Raw genomic sequence first — 17,205 nt, 5'->3', positions numbered from 1 at the left:
AGACTCCTAAGATCTAACGATTTTTTTGAGAATTACCAGGCACACCTGACGGACGAGTATTGCGGACTGCCGTACAAAATTCTGGTGCCCTTGACGTGGATTGAACACGTGGCCTCTCCCTTACCAAGGGAGTGCTCTACCACTGAGCTACAAGGGCTTATTTTTTGCGATGTTGAAACACACCGCGAACACTGGAGCGGGTGAAGGGAATCGAACCCTCGTCGTAAGCTTGGAAGGCTTCTGCTCTACCATTGAGCTACACCCGCGAGGTACAACTTCTTTCAATTCGCTTCACGACTCTTCTTTTTGGTGGTGGGGGCTGGATTCGAACCAGCGTACTCAGAGAGGGCAGATTTACAGTCTGCTGCCTTTAACCACTCGGCCACCCCACCGCGAAGAACCGCAGAGTATGAAGCAAGCTCAACGTGTTGTCAACTATGTTTCAGCAGACTTTGTCCGCGTCGCATAGCAGCGTTGCTTCGGGGCGTGATTGTAACGGGCGGGGTCGAAGTCTGCAAGGGCTGTTTTGTATGACCTGCAAAAAACGTGTTTTGGAGGCATTGCGGGGGAGTTGAGGCTGGCTGAACTTGGGTCCCCGCCTTCGCGGGGACCCAAGTTCCACACCGCTCAAGGCGCCAGCGCCGCCAGCACCTGCCCCTTCAACGCCTTGATCAGCGAAGTCTCATCCGGCGGCACGCCTTCAGGCGCCGTATTGGTGCGGTCCGCATAGAACAGCCCCAGCTGCGCCTTCCCCACCACCAGCGGCAGCACGATGAAGCTCTTCGCATCCGGCAGCAGCTCCTTGTGCCAGGCCGGCAGCAGATCGCGGATCTTGGGACTCCCCGCATCCGAGATCATCAGGTCCGCATCGTTCTCCATCGCCAGGTGGAACAGGTCGCGCCCGGGCGCCGCGGAAAACGCGAAGCCCGCCTGCAGCCGCTTGCCTTCCTCGCCCAGCGACACCCGCGCCCGGTACTGCCCCGCGCGCGCATCCTTCAGGCACACGCAGGCGAAACGGAAGCCCAGCGCCCCATACAGGGTCTCGAGTACGGCGAGGATCACGTCGTTGACCTTGCCCTGCCCCGAGGCCCGCAGCTGGGTCACGTCCTGCACGCCGGCCAGCAGCAGCTCGCGCGCGTTCTTCGGCTTGCCGCTCGGGTGCGTGCCATCCTGGTCTTCCTCGCCCGCGTCCAGGGTCGCGAGCAGCAGCACATTCGGCAGTCCGCTCGCGTTTTCCGGCTCGGTCTTGGGCGCCGGCTCCATGTTCATGCTCTGCAGCAGGGCGCTCATGCCCTCCTGCACGGCGGCGAACAGCGCGTCCATGCGCTCCTTATCGAGCTCCAGCGCCTGGCCGTAGCGCTGCAAGAGGTTGCGCGCCTCCAGCGTGTCGGCCGGCTCGTGGCTGCGCGCCATCAGGCGCGCGATGTCCAGGCCGAAGGACGCCACCTGGCGCATCCACTCGCCGCGGTTGGCCGCCACCCGCACCGCCGTCGGCGGCAGCGAAGCCTGGGCGCGCACGATCACGTCGGGGATCTTCCATTCCGCCAGCACCGCCTCGGACAGGGCGTCGTAGCTGCAGCCGAGGATCAGCTGCGAGGCCTGCCCGGCCGTATGCTTGCCGGCCGCGATCAGGGCCGAGATTTCGCGGTAGCGGTCGTGCTCGTGGCTGGCCACCAGCAGCGGGCCGAGATTCTTGAACAGCGCGCAGATCGCCGCTTCCTCGGCGCCCTGGTAGAAGCTGTGGCGCGCCATCTCGCGCCCCACCAGGCTGGCGCACAGGGCGGCTTCCAGCTCCACGCGCACGCTGCCGGCATGGTCGCCGCTGTCCAGGGCGTCGACCAGCAGCATGGCCAGGGCGGTGGCCTTGACGTTGTCGAAGCCCAGCAGCGAGATGGCGCGCGAGATCGTGGTCACCGGCGTGCCGGACGCCGTGCGGTACTGGACGGTGTTCGACAGGCGCAGGATGCGCTGGGTCAGGGCCACGTCCGACACCACGTAATAGGCCAGGTCGTGGGTGCCCTGGTCGTCGCTGGAGGCCATCTCGACCACGCGCGCGACCGAGGCGCCGAGGGCGAACATCTCCTCGTCGCCGCAGACCTTGTGCATCAGCGCGGCGCGCACGCGGCGGGTCGCGCCTTCGGGTGGCGTGGTGGTCATGCTTCCTTAGCCTGCTTTCTGCACGGCGCCGAACACCGGCACGGCCAGCGCCGGCGTCACGCCCGCGGGACGCGGCGCAGCGCTGCGCGGCGCCGACTTGTTGTACTTCTTGAGCACCTGCTGGTGCAGGGCCGCCAGCGCGGGCAGCTTGCCGTTGCCCGGATCGAGCTGGCGCACCTTGCCGATCAGGGCGGGCACCTGCTGGCCGAGGCGCTCTTCCCAGCCCTGGTGCTCCAGGCAGCGCAGCGCCGCCAGCGCCGCGTTGAAGGCCACGGACGGGTTCTGCGGCAGCTTGACGGCCGCCTCCAGCATCAGCGCCACGGCGCCCTTGTAGTCGCCGCTCTTGGCGCGCGCGGCGCCGCCGGCGACCAGGTCGATCACGTGCTGGCGGCTTTCCTGGGCCAGGGTGCGCGCCAGCTCGGGATGGCCGGCCTGCTCCAGTACGCCCATGGCGCGCGTCATCACGGCCTCGCTGGCGGCATTGCGCATCACGTCGCGCACGATCTCCGAGGCGCCCTCTTCCATGTTGTTCTGCAGGCAGGTGCGCGCCAGCTCCAGCTTGAGGTCGGAAGACAGGGTCGGTGCTTCCTTGCAGGCGGTCAGCGCGGTGCTCAAGGCTTCGTTCAGGCGGGTCTCGTTGCCGGTGTACTCGTGCAGCAGGGCCGAGGAGATCGCGCTGCACAGGGCGGTGTTCGGGCGTCCGCCCATCGAGCGGTCGAGGTCGCGGATCACCGAGGCGGCAGCCACCGGATCACCCTTGACGACCAGGGTGCGCACCAGTTTCACGTGGTCTTCGGGATCGCGGAATTCGGAATACCTGGCCTTGTCGACCACCTTCTTGAAGGCCTCTTCGGCCCCCTCGGTGTCGCCCGCCTCGAAGGCGGTTTCGGCCAGGGTGCGCAGGCGCCGCACGGCGTGGGGCGAGACCGCCACCGCCTCGTTCAGCACCGCCTGCGACCTGGCCAGGTCGCCCACCGCCGCATGGGTGCGCGCCAGCCAGTCGGCGGCGTCGACGAAGGTGCGGTTGGTGGCCACCAGGTCTTCCAGGATCTCGCGCGCTTCCTCGTAGCGCTTGCGCACGAACAGGGTCTTGGCCAGGCCCAGGCGCGCCCAGGCGATCGCCTTGGCCTCGACCAATTGGCGGTAGATCGGCTCGGCCTGGTCGGCCTCGCCGAGGAACATGTGCAGCTCGGCGCGCAGGCGCAGGAAGTCGATGGCGTAGCGCGGATACTGGGCCTGGGCGTCGATGCAGGCGGCGATCGCCTCGCGCTGGTCGCCGGCGTCCATCAGGGCATAGACCGGCAGGAAGGCGTTGCGGCGGTCGAGGGCGCGCGCGATGCGCTCCAGCAGGCGGTCGGCGGTGAAGGGCTTGAGCACGTAGTCGGTCGGCGCCAGCTCGGCGGCGCTGACCACCTTGCTCTGGTTGCCTTCGGCGGTGACCATGAAGAACATGGTCGACAGCGGCATCAGCTTGTGGTGGCGCAGGTCTTCCAGCAGCTGCTGGCCGTCCTGGCCGCCTTCGAGGTCGTATTCGCACAGGACCAGGTCGAAGGCGCGCAGCCCCAGGTGCTTGACGGCCTGGTTCGAGCTGCTGGCGTGCTCGATCCGGGTCAGTCCGCACAGGTTGAGCATGCTGTGGATGTTGGCGCGCATCCCGGCATGGGGCTCGATGATCAGGGCGGTAAGGCCTTCAAGTTCGTTCATGGGTTCCGTTTCAGCCTGCGTTGGGCATGTCGGCCGGGCTGCATTGGCGCGCGGCATCGGCCAGTATATTACGGCAGAGGAACAAATTAATTAAATCGGGTAAAGACGACAACACCGGCGTGCCCGGTGTGCGGGGAAAATGCGACAGCTCTGAATGCGGCTTAGTTATCGAAACCGATTGCCGCAGCCTGGCGCAGCGGCGTGCGGCGGCCATTGACGCACTCGGCCTTGCTGGCGCCGATGACGATGTTCTGGTAACGCACCTCGTACTTGCCGGCCGCAAGCTTGTCGATTACGAAACTGGCGCGCGCCTGCACGAAGGCGTGGCGCACGTTCGAGCGGCGGTCCAGGTCGTAGAGCTTGACGAACACCGGCGAGCTGTTGGCGCTGTTGTCGATCAGGACCTGCATCTCGCTGCCGTTGTTGCCGACCGGGTAGCCGGCCAGGTAGCCGGATTCGGCCGGCCAGGGGTCGCCGCTGGGCGCGCTCAGGGTCTGCAGGTCGGTGCCGCAGTCCGGCGCGCGCTGGGGCACGACCAGCTGGGTGACGGCGAGCGCCTTGATCTCGGGCGGCGGCTCCTTGCCGGCCTCGCCGCTGTAGCGGCGCGCCCAGCCTTCGATGCTGGTGTCGTTGCCCAGTTCGTCCGGATGGGCGGGATTGGCGGCCGCCGCGTCGGTGGCGTTCGCCGGGGATGCGGGCTTGCCCGGCCAGGCCAGGGCGTTGGGCAGGAGATTCGGCTGCTGGGCCAGCAGCACCGTGCAGGCGGCGCCGGCCACGAAGCAGGTGGCCAGGCCCAGCCACCAGCGCGGATCGCGCAGCAGGCGCGCCCGGCGCGCGCCCTCGGGCGGACGGGCTTCCCAGCTCTCCGGGCGGGCGCGCCCTTCCTCGGCGTTCGAGCTTTCCACCCACTCGACCTCCCATTCTTCCGACGCGATCCAGTCGTCGTGCTCCTTGCGGCGCACCGGGTCGGACAGGGTGTTGTAGGCGGTATTGACGATCGCCATGATGCGGGCGGCCTTTTCGTCGCCCGGGTTCTTGTCGGGATGGTATTTCTGGCTGAGGGCCTTGTATGCCGCACGAATGACTTCCTGCGGCGCGCCGCGCGCAACCTTCAGGTTGTCATAGTGGGTGTGGATCTTGGCCATGGTGTGTGATGTGCGCCCTGCTTGCTCGACGAATAATAGCCGATCCGGTGACTGCGCCAAGTGACAAGCTTAGCCGGATTTGTGTCCGCTGTGCAAGATATCACGAAGTCTACAGGCGGTGGCTTCGGTCGGCCTGCACGATTGCCTCCGGCAAGTCGATGCCCTGGCCGACCACCAGCACCTTGAACAGCTCGCCCATCTCGGCCGGCGACACCAGCTTCTGCACCGCCTTGGCCTGGGGCAGGTAGCGCAGCGGGTCTTCCGGGTCGTGTTCCATCAGCAGTTCGCCGATCCCCGCGCCCAGCAGGAAGGCGGCCTGGCTCATGTAGGCCAGCACCGGCAGGCCGGCTTCCTGGGACGCCAGCGCCATGGCCGTGAAGTCGACGTGGGCCGTGATGTCCTGCAGGCCCGGCAGGTAGAAGGGATCGGGGTGGGCGTGGTGGCGGTAGTGGCACATCAGGGTGCCGCCCATGCGCTGGTCCAGGTAGTACTCGTGGGCCGGGAAGCCGTAGTCGAGCAGGATGGCGGCGCCCTTCCCTCCCTCGAACATGGCGGCCAGCGAGCGCATGAAGCCGTCGCTCACCGGGTGGATCTCGGTCAGGTAGCCTTCCGGGCGCTGGTCATGGTCGGGAATCTGGCGCGCCAGCTGGGCCTGCAGTTCCGCATCCAGGGGCTGCTGCACGAAGGCGAAGGCGCCGTCCTCGATGGTGACCATCTGGCGGCGCCAGCCCTGGGCCGTGTTCAGCACCAGTTCGACCGGCATGGCGTCGAGCACCTCGTTGGCCAGCACCACGCCCGAGAAGCGTTCCGGCATGGCGTCCAGCCAGCGCACCTGGGGCAGGTCCTTCAGGGCTTCCTGCTGGCGCGCGCGCAGCTCGCCGGAGAGTTCGATGATGGTATAGGAGTTGACGGCCACGCCCTGGGCCGCCAGGGCCGCGAGCACGTCGCGCGCCAGCTTGCCGGTGCCGGCGCCGAACTCGATGATGTCGGGCGCGCTTTGGGCGATAATAGCGCCTGCCACGCGCGCGAGCGCCGCGCCGAACAGGGGCGTGATCTCGGGCGCGGTCGTGAAATCGCCCTCCGCGCCGAGCTTGGACGCGCCGCCGCTGTAGTACCCGAGCCGGGGCGCGTACAGCGCCAGCTCCATGAAACGCGAAAACGCAATCGCTCCGCCCTGCCGTTCGATGTCAACGGCGATGAGCTCTTGCAGGGAGTGGGACGCGCTGAGTGCGTCGCGGTCGGGTGCGGGCAAAGACATGCCGGCATTGTAGCGAGATCGGCCCATATCAACAATTTGGCCCATTATTTGGCCCCTTCGGCGGGCCCACAGGACAAGATGACGGACAAGGCTTCGACCACCTCTCCCAGGATCGCGCTCGTGACGGGCGCGGCGCGCCGTTTGGGACGCGCCATCGCGCTCGGCCTGGCCCGCGCCGGCTGGGACGTGGCCGTCCACTACCGCCAATCCGAACCGGACGCCCTGGCGACGGTCGAGGCCATCCGCGCCCTCGGCCGGCGCGCCGTGCCGCTGCAGTGCGACCTGGCCAATGAGGCCGCCGTACGCGCCCTGCCCGGCCGCGCCGCCGCCGAACTCGGCCCCGTGTCTTGCATTGTCAACAACGCTTCGTTGTTTCAATACGACAGCGCCACCGAGTTTTCTCCGGTATTGCTGGCAACCCACATGCAGGCGAACGTGGCCGCGCCGCTGCTGCTGGCGCAGGCGCTGTACAAGGCCACGCCGGAGGGCGGGCAGTCCGTGGTGATCAACTTGCTGGACCAGAAACTGTACAATCTCAACCCGGATTTTCTGTCGTACACGCTGTCGAAGGCCGCGCTGCACAGCGCCACCACGATGCTGGCCCAGGCGCTGGCGCCGAAACTGCGCGTGGTCGGCGTGGCGCCCGGCATCACCATGGTGTCGGGCGAGCAGAGCGAGGAAGGCTTTGCGCGCGCCCACCAGGCCACGCCGCTGGGGCGCTCCTCGACGCCGCAAGACATCGCCGACGCGGTCGTCTACGCGGCCGGCGCCCGCGCGCTGACCGGCACCACCCTGCTGGTCGATGGCGGCCAGCACCTGGTGCCGCTGGGGCGCGACGTGATGTTCCTGACCGAACCACATTCAATTTAATCAATAAGGCTAACCATGTTGTCCGCCCTGACCCACCCGAGCTTGCGCGATTGCCGCCGGCTGTTCCTGCGCAACTACGAAGTGATGATCAACATCGGCGTCCACGACTTCGAGAAGAAGGCGGAACAGCGTGTCATGATCAACGTCGACCTGTACATCCCGCTCGAGCAGTCGACCCCGAAAGCCGACCAGCTGTCGGAAGTGGTGGACTACGACTTCATGCGCGAAACCATTGCCAAGCGCATCGCCAAGGGCCACATCCACCTGCAGGAAACCCTGTGCGACGACGTGGTCAAGGCGATGCTGCTGCATCCGCGCGTGCGCGCGGCGCGCGTGTCGACCATGAAGCCGGACGTCTACCCCGACTGCGAAGGCGTGGGCGTCGAAGTGTTCCAAGTGAAGGAAGAAGCATGAGCGAAGCGGATCTCGACCAGCTGGCGGTCGATGCGAAGAAGGCCGAGAAGGTGGCCTACGAGAACAACAAGCTGCACAAGCGCCTGTGCCGCCTGGTGGGCCAGGCCATCGGCGACTTCAACATGATCGAGGACGGCGACAAGGTGATGGTCTGCCTGTCCGGCGGCAAGGACAGCTATGCCCTGCTCGACATCCTGATGACCCTGCGCGAGCGCGCGCCGATCCACTTCGACATCGTGGCGGTGAACCTGGACCAGAAGCAGCCGAACTTCCCGGCCGATGTGCTGCCGGCCTACCTCGACAAGCTGGGCGTGCCCTACCACATCGAGAACCAGGACACCTACAGCATCGTCAAGCGCCTGATCCCGGAAGGCAAGACCACCTGCTCGCTGTGCTCGCGCCTGCGGCGCGGCATCCTCTACCGCGTGGCGGACGAGCTCGGCTGCAACAAGATCGCCCTGGGCCACCACCGCGACGACATCCTCGAAACCTTCTTCCTCAACATGTTCTTCGGCGGCAAGCTGAAGGGCATGCCGGCCAAGCTGGTGTCGGATGACGGCAAGCACATGGTGATCCGCCCGCTGGCCTATGTGCGCGAGGCCGACACCGAGCGCTATGCCGAGGTGAAGGGCTTCCCGATCATCCCGTGCGACCTGTGCGGCTCGCAGGAAAACCTGCAGCGCAAGCAGATCAAGGCCATGCTGCGCGAGTGGGAGAAGAAGCATCCGGGGCGCGTGGACAACGTGTTCTCGTCCCTGAACACCGTGGTGCCTTCGCACTTGATGGACCGCAACCTGTTCGGCTTCGCCGACCTGAAGGTGGACGGCGTGGCCAATCCGAACGGCGACATCGCCTTCGACGAGGAGCCGTGCTCGACGCCGGCGGCCAACACCATCTCGCTGACCCAGCTGTAAGTCCGGTTGGCGGCGGAAAGAAAGCAGAGGCGTGGTACTCTGCTTTTTTTTCGTCCAAGAGGATTGCGATGTGCGTGACTTCCCGCCTGCTGAGACAACTGGCACTGGCCCTGGCCGTCTTCCTGCCCTGCGCCGCCATGGCTGAGCCGAGCATGATCTACCTGGTGCGGCATGGCGAAAAAGCCACCGTCGGCCAGGACCCCGAACTCACGCCGCAGGGACAGGCGCGGGCGCGCAATATCGCCACCATCCTGGGACGCGCCGGGATCACGGCCGTGTTCAGCACGCCGTATGTGCGCACCCAGCAGACCGCGCAGCCGCTCGCCAGCCAGCTCGGGCTGCAGGTGCAGAGCTACGATCCGCGCGCGCCGAAGGCGCTGGTGGAGAAGGTGAAGGCGCTCACCGGGCCGGTGCTGGTGGTGGGGCACTCGAATACGCTGGGGGAGCTGGTGAAGCTGTTCGGCGGGGCGCCGGGGACGGAGATCGGGGATGATGAGTATGATCGGCTGTATCAGCTGATCAATGCGGAGGGGAAGGTTACTACTGTGATGTTGAGGTCGGTGGGGCAGTAATTTTCACCAATAACGCTTGAGTCGTCCTCCCGGCGAAGGCCGGGACCCAAGTTTGCGTGCGCCGCCATGATCTTTGAACGTAGTGGCTGCAACACGAACTTGGGTTCCGGCCTTCGCCGGAACGACGGGCGAAAGGAGCGGGCCAAATGACCCGCTCCACAACTCATCTGCTTATAGCGCCACGTTCGTACGCATCACCGGATACAAGTTATAGCGCTCATCCCACGACGAATGCCGCTTGGCGAAGAACTCCAGGCGCGCATGCGGGTTCTTGGCAAACGCAGGATCGGTATCGAGCTTGCGCTGGAACTCCTCGGCCACCTTCGGATCCGCCGCCATCTGCTCGCGCGCCACATCCTCGGCCACGTACTCTTCCATGTATTCCTTGCGCTCGTAGGCGGTGTTGAACATGCCCCAGCCCGCCAGCGAATCCGGCGCCTGCGGTTCCAACATGGCCATGACCAGGCGCGCCTTCGGCTGGGCGATCGGCACGAACAGCGAACCGCGCGTCACCGTGCGCGCCTCATCCCTCCATTTGCCTTCCAGCGTCAGGCGCTGGTGTCCCTCGAACGAAGTCGCGCCGAAGGTCGCCTTGTCGGCGCGGAAGGTCTCGACCTTCGCGCCCTCGATCGCCTTGTCCAGCTTGCGGAAGGCGATGCCGTGCAGCTTGAGCTTCTCGGCCACCATGGCCGCATGCGCGGCCGGCACGATGTAGCCGGCGCGCGGTGCGTTGACTTCCAGGTCAGGTACCACTTCCTCGCGCAGCGGCACGCGCCACACCTGCGGCTTGGCCTCGTCGTAGCGGGTCATCAGCATGCCCGACACGTTCGAGGGCGCGCGCGTGTATTCGTAGCCCTGGAAGTCGACCATCTGGGTCTTGTCGGTGGTGCGGTAGGTCAGCGCCACCTTGGCGTCGGCCAGCTTGGCGGCGCGGGCGTCGGCGGCGAACGCAGCCTGCTGCCAGGCCTTGCCGTGCTTCGCGACCTGCTCCAGGATCGAGATCACGGTGTTGTGGGTGACACGCACGCGGGTCGGATAGTCCTTCCACGAATGGGTCTCGACCAGCAGCGCCATGCGGTTGCGCAGCTGGAAATAGCCGGTCGAGAAGCGCGGGTCGGACACGCTGTCGACGAAGCCCGACATCGGATCGTCGGTCTTGGCGAAGGACATGTAATAGGACTGCGGCATCGAACCCTGCCTGGCGATGTCGGCGATCACGCCGGTGCGCAGCGCCAGGCCGGCCTTGCGGAATTCCGGGTCGCCCGAGTACACCGGCTCGACCTGGATCGAGACGTCGTGCTGGAACTTGGCGCCGTCGGTCACGTGCAGGTCGACATAGGTCAGCGGATCCCAGGCGTTGACCAGGCCAAGCATGGCCTGCATCTCGGGCGCGTCGGCCTTGACGTAGTCGCGGTTCAGGTTGAAGTTCTGGGCGGTGGTGCGCCAGCCCATCTCGACCGGGCCGCGCTGGTTCGGGCGGTTCCACTTGCCGAAGCGCTCGTGGCCGTCGACGTTGAACACCGGGACGAAGACCAGCACCTGCTTCTCGAGCGCGCCCTTGGCCAGCTGGCCGTCCAGCACTTCGCGCAAGGCCAGGAAGCCGGCGTCCTTGCCGTCGATCTCGCCCGCGTGGATGCCGCCCTGGATCAGGGTCACCGGCAGGCCCTGGCGCTTCGCCTCCTGCGGCGTAAAGGCGCCGCTGGCGCTCACGATCAGCGCCTTCATCGGGCGCTCTTCCGGGGTGCGGCCGAAGTCGACGCACTTGACCTGTTTCGGGTAGGCCTTCTGGAAGGCGGCGCACAGGGCGATCACTTCGTCATAGCGGCCGGTGCTCTGGAAGCCCGAACGCTCGGAAACGGTGCTCAGTGCGGTGGCGGCTTGGGACAGGGGCGCGGCGGCCAGGACGGCCAGCAGGAACGCAGAACGGATCATCGGGAAGCTCCGGCAAGTGAAGAGTCACAAAGCCGGAGATTATAGACGCGTTCACCGGCGCCGTGAGGCGGCCGGTGAAGCAGGGACAACCTAGCGGCTGCGCCGGTCGATCGCGATTTCCTTCACCAGCGGACGCACCAGTTGCGTCGGCAGCTGGCGCGCGCTGCTCTGGCCCTGCGGAGCCGGGCAGGCATTGCTGGTGCGGTAGGCCAGGGCCGTGGCCAGCAGGCCCTCGGCCGGATCGCCCACCGCGCGGGTCAGGTCGTCGGAGGCCTGGCAGGTCGGCGCGAAGCCGTCCGCGTAGTCGCCGAAGCCCTTGTTGTTGACGCCCTTGAACTCGACCGAGAAATAAGTCGTGCCGCAGTTCGGCACCGGCGTGAAGCCATAGGGCTTGCCGCAGGTCGTGCCGCCGATCTGGATCACCTCGATGTCGGCGCCGCGCAGGCCGTTGATCACCGCCTCGCTCGCCGAGCAGGTGCCCGAGGTGGCCAGGATGGTCACGCGCTTCAGGCCCAGGTAGGGCAGCGCCGTGCCGGCGGCGACCGGGTTGGGCGCGGAGAAGCCATAGGCCGTGGAGCGGAACATGATCGGCGAGTCGGAGCCGATCTTGTCGTTGTACTGCAGACGGTCGAACATCTTGCCTGCGGTCGCGGCCGGACCGGCGACCATGTAGGCCAGTTCGCTGGCGACGTACAGCAGGCCGCCGCCGTTGTAGCGCAGGTCCAGCACCAGGTCGGCGATGCCTTCCTGCTTGAAGGTGGTGAAGGCGTCGACCAGCTCCTTTTCCGACACCGCATTGTGGGTCTCGAAGCTCAGGTAGCCGACCTTGCCGCTGGCGGTGTCGATCACCTTGACGTTCTTGACCGGATCGACGCGCACTTCGGCGCCGGTCATGGTCACCTCGAATTGCGCGCCGCTGCGCTGGAAGCTGAAGCGGTGCTGGGTGCCGGCGCTGCTTGGGAACAGGCCGGCGTTGATGATGTCGACCGAGGCGTTGTCGCCCGCGCTGACGAAGTCGACGCCGTCGACGCGCATCAGCATGTCGTTGCGGCGCACGCCGGCCGCATCCGCCGGCGAGCCGGGTTCCACCGCCGTCACGATCCAGGTGCGCGGCACGCCCGAACCGACACGCGAGAAGGTCAGGCCGTAGCCCAGGTCCACGCCCTCGTTCTGCATCGCATCCCATTCCTCGGTCGGATACGTGAAGTGGAACTGGTCCTTGGGCTTGCCCGACGGGGTCAGCGCCGTCGTCTTGAGCACGTCGAAGTAGTCGATCGGATTGCTGAAGTCCGCCATCCGGTAGGTATTCGGCACCTCGTTGTACCAGAGGTAATTCTGGTGGGTCCAGGCGCGCAGGAACTTCAGCTCGTCGAGCAGGCTGCCCTGGCGGTCCGGGTAAGGCTTGCCGTTGGCGTCGACGCCGGTGCGCGGCTTGGCGCACAGGTTCCAGTAATTGCTGAAGGCATCGCCCAGCAGGCTCGGATTGGTGTCGTAGACCGATTGCTGGCCGGTGGCCGGCGGCGTGGTGGCCGGCGGCTGCTGGGACGCGGGCGGCGTGGCGCTCACGGTGGCGCCGGGCGAACCGCCTCCGCCGCCGCAACCGGCGAGGACGAACAGCGTTGCGAGCGAGGTGGACAGCAGGCGCAGGGGAAGCGCCTGGCGGCGCGGTGCGTTAGACGTTCTCATGCGTCCGATTATAGACGCGGGGATTGGGACGGAGTGCAAGCAACTGTAACAGTTGAGTCTTGCAGACAACGAAAAATGCTAGAGGTAAATCAATTGCTGCTGCATACGGTGGGCGCACGGCGCCCACCGTATGCAGGATAGCAAGCTTATGCCGCCTGGGACGCCGTGCCGGCCGGTGCGTGGAAGGCTTGCACCAGCGCCGCTTCCTTCTGCTTGGCCGCCTTCAGGTGACGCTCCTTCACGTGGCCGTAGCCGCGGATGTCTTCCGGGATGCTGGCGATCGCCACGGCCTGAGCCAGGTTGTCGGCGCTCAGCTTGGGCAGCAGCGCTTCGATGGTCTCGCGGTACTGGCCGATCAAGGCGCGCTCGGTGCGGCGCTCGGCGGTGTAGCCGAACACGTCGAACGGGGTGCCGCGCAGGCCCTTGAGCTTGGCCAGCAGGCCGAAGGCCCCCATCATCCACGAACCGTATTCCTTCTTGATCGCACGGCCTTCCTTGTCGTGCTTGGCCAGCAGCGGCGGCGCCAGGTGGAACTTGAGCTTGATGTCGCCTTCGAACATGCCGGCGATCTTGTCGCGGAAGGCCGGGTCGGTATGCAGGCGGGCGACTTCGTACTCGTCCTTGTAGGCCATCAGCTTGTAGAAGTAGCGCGCGACGGCCTCGGCCAGGCGGGTGCCCTTGCCGAATTTGGCTTCCTCGGCGCGCACCTGGTCCACGAAGGCCTTGTACTTGGCCGCGTAGGCCGCGTTCTGGTAGGCGGTCAGCAGTTCGACGCGGCGCTTGACGATGTCGTCCAGGCTCTGGGTGCGCTTGAACTCGATCACCTGGGCCGGGGTAGTCAGCTTCTTGACCGAGGCCAGGTCGTGGGCGGCGGTGCGGCCCCAGTGGAAGGCGGCCTTGTTGAAGGGCACCGAGACGCCATTCAGTTCGATCGCCTTGATCAGGGAAGCTTCCTGCAGCGGCACGTGGCCCTTCTGGAAGGCGTAGCCCAGCATGAACATGTTGGTGGCGATCGAGTCGCCCATCAGGGCGGTGGCGATCTGGCCGGCGTCGACGAAGTCGACGTTCTGCTCGCCGCAAGCCTGGAGGATGGCGCCGCGCGAACCTTCGGCCGGGAACTGCCAGTCCGGGTTCTTGACGAAAGCGGCGGTAGTGGCGCCGGTCGAGTTGACGGCGGCCCAGGTGCGGCCTTCGCCCATGCGGCTCAGCGCGTCGCGGCTGGCGGTGACGATCTGGTCGCAGCCGATCACGAGGTCGGCGCTGCCGGTGCCCACGCGGGTCGAGTGCAGGTCGGCCTGGTGCTCGGCCAGGCGCACGTGCGACATCACCGGGCCGCCCTTCTGGGCCAGGCCGGACTGGTCGAGCACGATCGCGCCCTTGCCTTCGACATGGGCCGCCATCGCCAGGATCTGGCCGACGGTGACCACGCCGGTGCCGCCGACGCCGGCGATCAGGATGCCGAAGGGCTCGCTCACCGACGGGATGACTGGCGCAGGCAGTGCCGGCGGCGCGTTGTCGGCGGTCGCGGCTTTCTTTGGCTTCTTGAGGCCGCCGCCTTCGACGGTCACGAAGCTCGGGCAGAAGCCCGACACGCAGGAGAAGTCCTTGTTGCACGAGGACTGGTTGATCTGGCGCTTACGGCCCAGTTCGGTTTCCAGCGGCTCGACCGACAGGCAGTTCGATTGCACCGAGCAGTCGCCGCAGCCTTCGCACACGGCTTCGTTGATGACGGCGCGCTTGGCCGGGTCGGGGAACTCGCCTTTTTTCCGGCGGCGGCGCTTTTCCGAGGCGCAGGTCTGGTCGTAGATCACGGCCGACACGCCTGGCATCTCGCGCAGTTCCTTCTGCACGTCCATCAGTTCGGAACGGTGGCGCACGGTGACGCCTTCGGCCCAGGCGTAGTCGTCCGGGTATTTTTCCGGCTCGTCGGTGACCACGATGATCGGGCGCACGCCTTCGGCCGCGATCTGGCGGGTGATCATGCCCGGATCGAGCGGACCGTCGACGTTCTGGCCGCCGGTCATGGCGACGGCGTCGTTGTACAGGATCTTGTAGGTGATGTTGACCTTCGCGGCCACGGCCGCGCGGATCGCCAGGATGCCCGAGTGGAAGTAGGTGCCGTCGCCCAGGTTGACGAAGACGTGCTTCTCGTCGGTGAACGGCGACTGGCCGATCCAGGTCGTGCCCTCGGCGCCCATGTGGGTGAAGGTGGAGGTCTCGCGGTCCATCCACAGCACCATGTAGTGGCAGCCGATGCCGGCCATGGCGCGCGAGCCTTCCGGCACCTTGGTCGAGCTGTTGTGCGGGCAGCCCGAGCAGAAGTAAGGGATGCGGTCGGTCTGCGGATTGGCCTTGGCCGGGATGTTCTTCAGCACCAGTTCCTTGGCTTCCAGGAAGGCGATGCGTTCGCGCACGCGCTGCTCGACCGGGTGGCCGGCGCAGTAGTGCGAGATGCGCGAGGCGATGGCGCGCGCGATCTGGGCCGGGCTCAGCTCGTAGGTGGCCGGCAGCAGCCAGTCGCCGTGGCCCATGCGGTCCTTGTTGCTCCATTCGCCGGTGTCGTCGAACTTGCCGACCACGCGCGGACGCTCGCTGTCCGGCAGGTTGTACAGGGCTTCCTTGAGCGCGTATTCCATCACCTGGCGCTTCTCTTCGACCACCAGGATCTCGTCCAGGCCGCGCGCGAACTCGTGCACGCCTTCCGACTCGAGCGGCCAGGTCATGCCGACCTTGTACAGGCGCAGGCCGATGTCGCGCGCCGCCTGTTCGTCGATGCCGAGGTCGGCCAGGGCCTGGCGGGTGTCGACATAGCTCTTGCCGGCGGTGATGATGCCGATCTTCGGGGTGGGGCTGTCCCAGATGATGCGGTTGAGCTTGTTGGCGCGCGCATAGGCCAGCGCGGCATACCACTTGAAGTTGTTCATCCGGACTTCCTGGTCCAGGACGGCGTCCGGCCAGCGGATGTTCAGGCCGCCCGGCGGCAGTTCGAAGTCGTTCGGCATGGCGATCTGGACGCGGTCCGGATCGAGGTCGACCACGGCGCCCGACTCGATGATGTCGGTCACGCACTTCATCGACACCCACAGGCCGGTGTAGCGGCTCATCGCCCAGGCGTGCAGGCCGAAATCGATGTATTCCTGCACCGAGGACGGGTACAGGACGGGGATGCCGCAGTGGGTCAGGATGTGGTCGGACTGGTGGGCGGTCGACGAGGACTTGGCCGCGTGGTCGTCGCCGGCCAGCACCAGCACGCCGCCGTGCTTGGCGGAGCCGGCGTTGTTGCCGTGCTTGAAGACGTCGCCGCAGCGGTCCACGCCAGGGCCCTTGCCGTACCACATGGCGAACACGCCGTCGTACTTCGCGTCCTTGTACAGGTTGGTCTGCTGGGTGCCCCAGACGGCGGTCGCCGCCAGGTCTTCGTTCATGCCCGGGTGGAACTTGACGTGGTGGGCGTCCAGGTGCTTCTTCGCCTTCATCGCGGTCTGGTCGACCGAGGTGACCGGCGAGCCGCGGTAGCCGGTGATGTAGCCGGCGGTGTTCAGGCCGGCTTTCAGATCACGCTCGCGCTGCAGCATCGGCAGGCGGATCAGGGCCTGGGTGCCGGTCATGAAGGCGCGGCCGCGCTCGAGCGTCCACTTGTCGTCGAGCGAGATATTTTGCTCGTGTTGAGCATGCTGCGGCAGCGCCAGGCTGGCGCGGTCCAGGGGTGCGTTCATTGGGTGTCTCCGTGTGTCGCTTCAGATGTGCGAACTGGCCTGCGTGGCGCCGGTACGACGGACTCTTGTTGGTCTTGTGGCCGTACACGGCAGGCGTGGGTCAGTCTCCTCCAGTGTTGCGCACAGTATAGTCCTGGCCCTCCAGCATTAAATTCCAAACAATTCCCCCCTCTTCGCGATTTGCGCAATAAAATTGCGGTACGCATGAGTAGACCGAGGGAACTATGTCAAAGATTGAGCTGGACAAAACCGACCGCAAGATTCTTGAAATCCTGCAAACCGATGGACGCCTGTCGAACCAGGATGTGGCCGAGCGCGTGAACCTGTCGCCGTCGCCCTGCCTGCGCCGCATCAAGCGGCTGGAAGAGGCGGGCGTGATCCGCCAGTACGTGGCCCTGCTCGATCCGGACAAGATCGGCCTGGGCTTGCTGGCCTATGTGAACGTACGCCTGGAAAAGCACAGCGAGGTGGCCAGCGCCAGCCGCGCCCCGGGCCTGCCGGCGACCTCGCCGCGCAACGATTTCGCGGTCTCGGTGGGAACCTGGCCGGAAGTGGTGGCCTGCTACGCGATGACCGGGGAGATGGATTTCCTGCTGCGCGTGCACGTGCAGGACATGGACCACTTCTCGCGCTTCATGATGGGGACCTTGCTCAAGCACCCGGCGGTGCTGGATGTGAAGTCGAGCTTTGCGCTGCAGCGGATCAAGGAAACCACGGCGATGCCGCTGGTGTAGAAACGGCATGCTGCTTGATTCGTTGAGTTAGCAGAAAAGCGGGGGGCCCCCCCCCCCCCCCGGGGGGGGGGGTGGGGGGGGGGGGGGGGGTGGAGGGGGCGGT

At 66.4% G+C, this 17,205-nt stretch carries 12 protein-coding genes and 3 tRNA genes; 5 read left to right on the top strand and 10 right to left on the bottom strand.

Translation table 11 applies throughout. The annotated features are described in order from the left end of the window. Positions 1 to 82: 82 nt before the first annotated feature. From J8847_RS22600 to J8847_RS22570, 7 genes are all read right to left on the bottom strand, one after another. Positions 83 to 157 (bottom strand) — tRNA-Thr (locus tag J8847_RS22600). Between the two features lie 35 nt (positions 158 to 192). Further along, positions 193 to 266: transfer RNA gene (locus J8847_RS22595), tRNA-Gly, on the bottom strand. Between the two features lie 41 nt (positions 267 to 307). Then, a tRNA-Tyr gene (locus J8847_RS22590) sits at positions 308 to 392 on the bottom strand. A gap of 235 nt (positions 393 to 627) precedes the next feature. Further along, positions 628 to 2,157 (bottom strand): HDOD domain-containing protein, encoded by a 1,530-nt coding sequence (locus J8847_RS22585; protein WP_211526933.1) that lies wholly within the window; start codon positions 2,155 to 2,157, stop codon positions 628 to 630. A gap of 6 nt (positions 2,158 to 2,163) precedes the next feature. Then, on the bottom strand, positions 2,164 to 3,861 hold the full coding sequence (locus J8847_RS22580) for a response regulator (RefSeq protein ID WP_211526932.1): 1,698 nt from the start codon (positions 3,859 to 3,861) through the stop codon (positions 2,164 to 2,166). Positions 3,862 to 4,022: 161 nt separating this feature from the next. After that, the gene (locus J8847_RS22575) at positions 4,023 to 5,006 is read right to left on the bottom strand and encodes a J domain-containing protein (protein ID WP_211526931.1); all 984 of its coding nucleotides are present in this window, start codon (positions 5,004 to 5,006) and stop codon (positions 4,023 to 4,025) included. 109 nt (positions 5,007 to 5,115) lie between these two features. Next, positions 5,116 to 6,264, bottom strand: a complete 1,149-nt coding sequence (locus J8847_RS22570; RefSeq protein ID WP_211526930.1) for a class I SAM-dependent methyltransferase — start codon at positions 6,262 to 6,264, stop codon at positions 5,116 to 5,118. 78 nt (positions 6,265 to 6,342) lie between these two features. Here J8847_RS22570 and J8847_RS22565 point away from each other — a divergent pair, with 78 nt between their 5' ends. The 4 genes from J8847_RS22565 (at position 6,343) to J8847_RS22550 (ending at position 9,034) form a co-directional block, all read left to right on the top strand. After that, complete coding sequence (locus J8847_RS22565; RefSeq protein WP_211526929.1) at positions 6,343 to 7,134, top strand: SDR family oxidoreductase; 792 nt, start codon at positions 6,343 to 6,345, stop codon at positions 7,132 to 7,134. Between the two features lie 15 nt (positions 7,135 to 7,149). Continuing rightward, complete coding sequence (locus J8847_RS22560) at positions 7,150 to 7,548, top strand: dihydroneopterin aldolase (protein WP_211526928.1); 399 nt, start codon at positions 7,150 to 7,152, stop codon at positions 7,546 to 7,548. After that, entirely contained in the window at positions 7,545 to 8,462 is a 918-nt protein-coding gene (gene ttcA, locus J8847_RS22555) for a tRNA 2-thiocytidine(32) synthetase TtcA (RefSeq protein WP_211526927.1), read from the top strand. The genes J8847_RS22560 and ttcA overlap by 4 nt, the downstream gene beginning before the upstream one ends. Before the next feature lie 68 nt (positions 8,463 to 8,530). Further along, positions 8,531 to 9,034 carry a histidine phosphatase family protein gene (locus tag J8847_RS22550; RefSeq protein WP_211526926.1) on the top strand — a complete coding sequence of 168 codons (504 nt, stop codon included), beginning with the start codon at positions 8,531 to 8,533 and terminating at the stop codon, positions 9,032 to 9,034. Between the two features lie 171 nt (positions 9,035 to 9,205). Here the strand turns inward: J8847_RS22550 and J8847_RS22545 are convergent, their stop codons facing one another. The 3 genes from J8847_RS22545 to J8847_RS22535 form a co-directional block, all read right to left on the bottom strand. Next, a complete protein-coding gene (locus tag J8847_RS22545) occupies positions 9,206 to 10,966 on the bottom strand; it encodes a M14 family metallopeptidase (RefSeq protein WP_211526925.1) in 1,761 nt (586 codons plus the stop codon). Positions 10,967 to 11,056: 90 nt separating this feature from the next. Next, positions 11,057 to 12,652 (bottom strand): S41 family peptidase, encoded by a 1,596-nt coding sequence (locus J8847_RS22540; protein ID WP_211526924.1) that lies wholly within the window; start codon positions 12,650 to 12,652, stop codon positions 11,057 to 11,059. 146 nt (positions 12,653 to 12,798) lie between these two features. Next, the gene (locus J8847_RS22535) at positions 12,799 to 16,368 is read right to left on the bottom strand and encodes an indolepyruvate ferredoxin oxidoreductase family protein (RefSeq protein WP_211526923.1); all 3,570 of its coding nucleotides are present in this window, start codon (positions 16,366 to 16,368) and stop codon (positions 12,799 to 12,801) included. A gap of 224 nt (positions 16,369 to 16,592) precedes the next feature. Here J8847_RS22535 and J8847_RS22530 point away from each other — a divergent pair, with 224 nt between their 5' ends. Continuing rightward, positions 16,593 to 17,102: an Lrp/AsnC family transcriptional regulator gene (locus J8847_RS22530; protein ID WP_211526922.1), complete on the top strand. Its 510-nt coding sequence runs from the start codon at positions 16,593 to 16,595 to the stop codon at positions 17,100 to 17,102. Positions 17,103 to 17,205 lie beyond the last annotated feature (103 nt).

The organism is Massilia sp. AB1 (assembly GCF_018119385.1).
In the GTDB taxonomy this organism is placed as follows: Bacteria; Pseudomonadota; Gammaproteobacteria; order Burkholderiales; family Burkholderiaceae_D; genus Telluria.
This window is presented reverse-complemented; position numbering and strand designations above follow the sequence as displayed.

What these genes read in the sequence shown, in the direction of transcription:
- J8847_RS22560 (WP_211526928.1), top strand. Translation starts at nt 7,150, where the DNA reads ATGTTGTCCGCCCTGACCCACCCGAGCTTGCGCGATTGCCGCCGGCTG.
- J8847_RS22580 (WP_211526932.1), bottom strand. Translation starts at nt 3,861, where the DNA reads ATGAACGAACTTGAAGGCCTTACCGCCCTGATCATCGAGCCCCATGCC.
- J8847_RS22530 (WP_211526922.1), top strand. Translation starts at nt 16,593, where the DNA reads ATGTCAAAGATTGAGCTGGACAAAACCGACCGCAAGATTCTTGAAATC.
- J8847_RS22570 (WP_211526930.1), bottom strand. Translation starts at nt 6,264, where the DNA reads ATGTCTTTGCCCGCACCCGACCGCGACGCACTCAGCGCGTCCCACTCC.
- J8847_RS22545 (WP_211526925.1), bottom strand. Translation starts at nt 10,966, where the DNA reads ATGATCCGTTCTGCGTTCCTGCTGGCCGTCCTGGCCGCCGCGCCCCTG.
- J8847_RS22535 (WP_211526923.1), bottom strand. Translation starts at nt 16,368, where the DNA reads ATGAACGCACCCCTGGACCGCGCCAGCCTGGCGCTGCCGCAGCATGCT.
- J8847_RS22565 (WP_211526929.1), top strand. Translation starts at nt 6,343, where the DNA reads ATGACGGACAAGGCTTCGACCACCTCTCCCAGGATCGCGCTCGTGACG.
- ttcA (WP_211526927.1), top strand. Translation starts at nt 7,545, where the DNA reads ATGAGCGAAGCGGATCTCGACCAGCTGGCGGTCGATGCGAAGAAGGCC.
- J8847_RS22550 (WP_211526926.1), top strand. Translation starts at nt 8,531, where the DNA reads ATGTGCGTGACTTCCCGCCTGCTGAGACAACTGGCACTGGCCCTGGCC.
- J8847_RS22585 (WP_211526933.1), bottom strand. Translation starts at nt 2,157, where the DNA reads ATGACCACCACGCCACCCGAAGGCGCGACCCGCCGCGTGCGCGCCGCG.
- J8847_RS22540 (WP_211526924.1), bottom strand. Translation starts at nt 12,652, where the DNA reads ATGAGAACGTCTAACGCACCGCGCCGCCAGGCGCTTCCCCTGCGCCTG.
- J8847_RS22575 (WP_211526931.1), bottom strand. Translation starts at nt 5,006, where the DNA reads ATGGCCAAGATCCACACCCACTATGACAACCTGAAGGTTGCGCGCGGC.